6 protein-coding genes are annotated in these 3,831 nt (G+C 63.8%); 4 read left to right on the top strand and 2 right to left on the bottom strand.

Going from position 1 to position 3,831, the window contains the following annotated elements:
- The 4 genes from QZV93_RS12500 to QZV93_RS12485 form a co-directional block, all read left to right on the top strand.
- On the top strand, positions 1 to 407 hold a 407-nt coding region (locus tag QZV93_RS12500; protein WP_295558899.1), incomplete at its 5' end, for a hypothetical protein.
- Complete coding sequence (locus QZV93_RS12495) at positions 404 to 1,228, top strand: SDR family NAD(P)-dependent oxidoreductase (protein WP_295558897.1); 825 nt, start codon at positions 404 to 406, stop codon at positions 1,226 to 1,228. The genes QZV93_RS12500 and QZV93_RS12495, both read left to right, overlap by 4 nt.
- Positions 1,229 to 1,360: 132 nt before the next feature.
- A complete protein-coding gene (locus tag QZV93_RS12490; RefSeq protein WP_295558895.1) occupies positions 1,361 to 1,729 on the top strand; it encodes a PilZ domain-containing protein in 369 nt (122 codons plus the stop codon).
- A 194-nt stretch (positions 1,730 to 1,923) separates the two neighbouring features.
- On the top strand, positions 1,924 to 2,196 hold the full coding sequence (locus QZV93_RS12485; RefSeq protein ID WP_295558893.1) for a hypothetical protein: 273 nt from the start codon (positions 1,924 to 1,926) through the stop codon (positions 2,194 to 2,196).
- Between the two features lie 57 nt (positions 2,197 to 2,253).
- Here QZV93_RS12485 and QZV93_RS12480 read toward each other — a convergent pair whose 3' ends face one another.
- Both QZV93_RS12480 and ychF read right to left on the bottom strand, forming a co-directional pair.
- A complete protein-coding gene (locus QZV93_RS12480; protein ID WP_295558891.1) occupies positions 2,254 to 2,535 on the bottom strand; it encodes a hypothetical protein in 282 nt (93 codons plus the stop codon).
- 87 nt (positions 2,536 to 2,622) lie between these two features.
- The gene (gene ychF, locus QZV93_RS12475; protein ID WP_295558889.1) at positions 2,623 to 3,720 is read right to left on the bottom strand and encodes a redox-regulated ATPase YchF; all 1,098 of its coding nucleotides are present in this window, start codon (positions 3,718 to 3,720) and stop codon (positions 2,623 to 2,625) included.
- Positions 3,721 to 3,831: the final 111 nt, after the last annotated feature.

Genomic DNA, 3,831 nt, shown 5'->3' with positions numbered 1-3,831 from the left:
CGCTGCCGCTTGGGGCTGCGGTTGCGCAGACCCCGGGCGCGCTTCCCAAACTCGAAGCCTTCGCCCCAGGGTCGGGCAAGGTTTGGTTCTCGGGCTGCGTGCTGGAGGCCGACCGTTACGTCTCCTGCAAGTCGGCGCAGCGCGAGATCCTGGATGCAATCGCGAGCCCCGGCGATCAGACGCCCGGTCTCGCGCTTCAGACCTTCATCAGCGACGTCTTCATCGAGAAGGGCTGCTCGTTCGAGGCGCCACCCGACAGCTTTCGCGTCAACGGCGTGTTCCTGTCGTTCGACAGCAACGCCGCCAAGGATATTCGCTGCAAAGGCAAGGCCTCCAAGCCGGCATTCGGCCCGGATGGCATCTCGCTTGCGGATACCCTCTACTTCTTCTCCGACACACCGCAATGACGCGAAGAATCATCCTCATCACCGGCTGTTCTTCCGGTATCGGGCTTGCCTCTGTGCACATCATGCGCGGGCGTGGCTGGCGCGTGCTGGCGACGGCGCGCACCGAGGCGGATTTCGAGATGCTGCGGGAGCTGGGTGTGGAGGTGCTGCCTCTCGATCTCGCGGATAGCGGATCGATCGCACGCTGCGCCGTCGAGACGCTGCGTCTGACGGATGGGCGGATCGATGCGCTCTTCAACAACGGCGCCTATGGACAAGTCGGCGCCGTCGAGGATCTCACGCCCGAGGTGCTGCGCCGGCAGATCGAGGTCAACCTGATCGGAACGCACGACCTGACACGGCAGTTGATTCCGGCCATGCGGGCTCAAGGCCACGGACGCATCGTGCAGTGCTCATCGGTGCTCGGCTTCGTCGCGGTGCCCTATCGCGGCGCCTACTGCGCCTCGAAGTTCGCGCTGGAGGCCTTGAGCGACGCCATGCGTCACGAGCTTTCCGGCACCGGCATCCATGTGGCGATCATCGAGCCCGGGCCGATCCGCACACGCTTCGTCGAGACGGCATTGGCGAATTTCCGCGCGACCGTAGACATCGAGCGCTCTGTGCACCGGGAGACGTATCTTGCGCGGCTTGCCGCCATGGAGAAGGGTGGAAAATCGACATTCAAGCTCGAGCCCGAAGCGGTCGCGTTCAAGCTCGTGCACGCGGTGGAGAGCGCACGCCCGAAACGGCGCTACAAAGTGACGGTTCCGACTTATCTTGCCGCTGCCGGCAAGTGCGTGTTGCCTGCCCCCCTCGCAGACTGGCTCGTGCAGCGCCTTTGAGCCGCGCATCTCATGGACGGACGCTCGCAAGGTCCGCTTCACCTTTCGTCAACCGATAAACATTATTGTATGCCGACGGACATGTAAGCTACGCACGTCGTTTTTCGTACGTATTCATTCCAGTCGGTCGATATGTCTTTGCTCGAAAGCATTACGACGCTGTTCCGCGGCAAGAGTGCGGGCGCAAACGGTTCCGCCGGAAAGGGTGGAGCCGACCAGCGGCGGATGCGGCGCATTCCGCAGCGCATGCGCAGCGGGTTCTTGTGGACCGAGAAGCTGATCACGCCCCGCGCCTGCATGATCAAAGATCTTTCCGTCAGCGGCGCACGCGTGGAAATTCTCGGCGATTCCATAAAGCCGGCGTTGCTCGTGGACGGCGTGCGGCTCTACTTCGACACGGAGAAGCACGAGGTTCCTTGCTCCGTGGCGTGGATGAAGGGCTCCATGATGGGCCTCAAATTCGAAGGCCGGCCGCGCCCGCCGACACGCAAGTACAAGTGAGAGAGCCGAGATCGCGATATCGTGATCCAACTTTCCGCCAGCATACATTTCTGTAGGAAAGCCTATCCGGGCCTTGTGACTTCGCTCGGCGATGAACAGGTGGACGTACAATCAGCTCGGCCATGTTCCGGCTGACGGTCCCGATCGCAATCGATCCCGACCACCCTGCCCCAAAGGCAAATGGAGTATGCATCATGACACGTTCATCGATGATGACGTTCGCCGCCGCGTGCGCTGCGGCGCTCGCACTCGCCGGCGTTGCTGCCGCACCCGCCAATGCTTCCTATCTGGGTTACGGCAACGGCGATCCCGGAAACTGGGACTTCTTTACCGAGCAGAATGGCGGCCGCGCGCCGAGCCCGCCCGCTCATCTCCATGCTGCGCAGATGCCAAGCGCGCACGGTGCTCCGGTGTACCATCACCATCACTCCGCCGCGCCGAAGTCCGACAACGTGAAGCACTACTAACGTTGGTTGATAGCGGACGGAGCGCTTCGGTGCTCCGTCTTGCGGGGCTCAGGGGCGCTATTGTGCTCGCCGGAGCTTGTGCACCAAGCCGGCCTTGCAGCCGGCCTTGAACTCTGCGTTCGAGATTTTCTGATCGCGGTTGGTGTCGACGCTGTCGAAGCTGTCGATGTAGGGTTTCGCACCCTCGGGCCCGAGGTCGCTCCGTCCGGCTGCCGTATTCCAGATGGCGCGGCACTCGTCCTCGGTCAGCGCGGCATTCGATGCCTCCTCGCCGTTGGCGACGCCCACACACAGCAGCAGTGCCGAGACGACCGCGAGCCCCCGTTGCATGGTTTTCATTGCGACCTCCGCGTTGAGGCCGCCAGCCTATCACCTGCGTCCGCGGCACGGCGCCGGGAAGGTTTCCCGAAATGTGCTTCCGGCTGCTCAGTTGGCGAAGCGGTAGTGCATGATGTCGCCGTCCTTGACGACGTATTCCTTGCCTTCGAGGCGCATCTTGCCCGCCTCTTTGGCGCCGACCTCGCCGCCGACGGCGATGTAGTCTTCGTAGGCGATGGTTTCGGCGCGAATGAAGCCCTTCTCGAAGTCGGTGTGGATGACACCCGCGGCCTGCGGCGCCTTGGTGCCGCGCGTGATGGTCCAGGCGCGGGCTTCCTTCGGTCCTATCGTGAAATAGGTCACAAGGTCGAGAAGCTGATAGCCGGCGCGGATGAGGCGGTTGAGGCCGGGCTCCTCCAGACCCATTTCGGCGAGGAACTCCTTGCGATCCTCGGCGGGGAGGCCTGCAAACTCGGATTCGATCTTGGCCGAGATGACCACGACGGCCGCGCCCTCGGCGTTGGCTTTCTCAGCGACTTTGGCGGAATAGGCGTTGCCGTTTGCGGCAGACGACTCCTCGACGTTGCACACGTAGACGACGGGCTTGGACGTCAGAAGCTGGAGCGCAACGAAGGCGGGGCGCTCCTCGGCCGTGACGTCCGCGGTGCGGGCCGGCTTGCCCTCCCGCAGGGGAGCGAGCGCTTTCTCCATCACCACGAGCTGGGCCTTCGATTCCTTGTCTCCGCTCTTGGCCTTCTTCTCGATCGCCGCGATGCGCTTCTCCAGGCTCTCCAAATCGGCGAGCATGAGCTCGGTCTCGACCACCTCGGCGTCAGCGAGCGGGTCGATGCGGTTCTCGACGTGGGTGATGTCGTCGTCCTCGAAGCAGCGCAGCACGTAGGCCACGGCGTCCACTTCGCGGATATGCGAGAGGAATTTGTTGCCCAGGCCCTCGCCCTTGGAGGCGCCGCGCACCAGGCCGGCGATGTCCACGAAGGTGAGCCGCGTGGGGATGATCTGGGCCGATTTGGCGATGGCGGCCAGCTTCTCCAGCCGCTCGTCCGGAACGCCGACCTCGCCGACGTTCGGCTCGATGGTGCAGAAAGGATAGTTGGCCGCCTCGGCGGCGGCCGTCTGCGTCAACGCATTGAAGAGGGTGGACTTGCCGACGTTCGGCAGGCCCACGATGCCGCACTTGAAACCCATGGGGGATGATCTCTCGATCTCGATGTCCGTTGACGCCCGCCCTACACCGGGAGGGCGCAGCAATCAACGCAAAACGGGCCGGCGGGCAGAGGTGTCGCGGCACCCTGCCCG

This window comes from uncultured Hyphomicrobium sp. (assembly GCF_902826555.1).
Taxonomy (GTDB): Bacteria; Pseudomonadota; Alphaproteobacteria; order Rhizobiales; family Hyphomicrobiaceae; genus Hyphomicrobium_C.
This window is presented reverse-complemented; position numbering and strand designations above follow the sequence as displayed.

Bases quoted from the DNA above. Each gene is read 5' to 3' on its own strand.
- ychF (WP_295558889.1), bottom strand. From the start codon at position 3,720: ATGGGTTTCAAGTGCGGCATCGTGGGCCTGCCGAACGTCGGCAAGTCC.
- QZV93_RS12480 (WP_295558891.1), bottom strand. From the start codon at position 2,535: ATGAAAACCATGCAACGGGGGCTCGCGGTCGTCTCGGCACTGCTGCTG.
- QZV93_RS12490 (WP_295558895.1), top strand. From the start codon at position 1,361: ATGTCTTTGCTCGAAAGCATTACGACGCTGTTCCGCGGCAAGAGTGCG.
- QZV93_RS12485 (WP_295558893.1), top strand. From the start codon at position 1,924: ATGACACGTTCATCGATGATGACGTTCGCCGCCGCGTGCGCTGCGGCG.
- QZV93_RS12495 (WP_295558897.1), top strand. From the start codon at position 404: ATGACGCGAAGAATCATCCTCATCACCGGCTGTTCTTCCGGTATCGGG.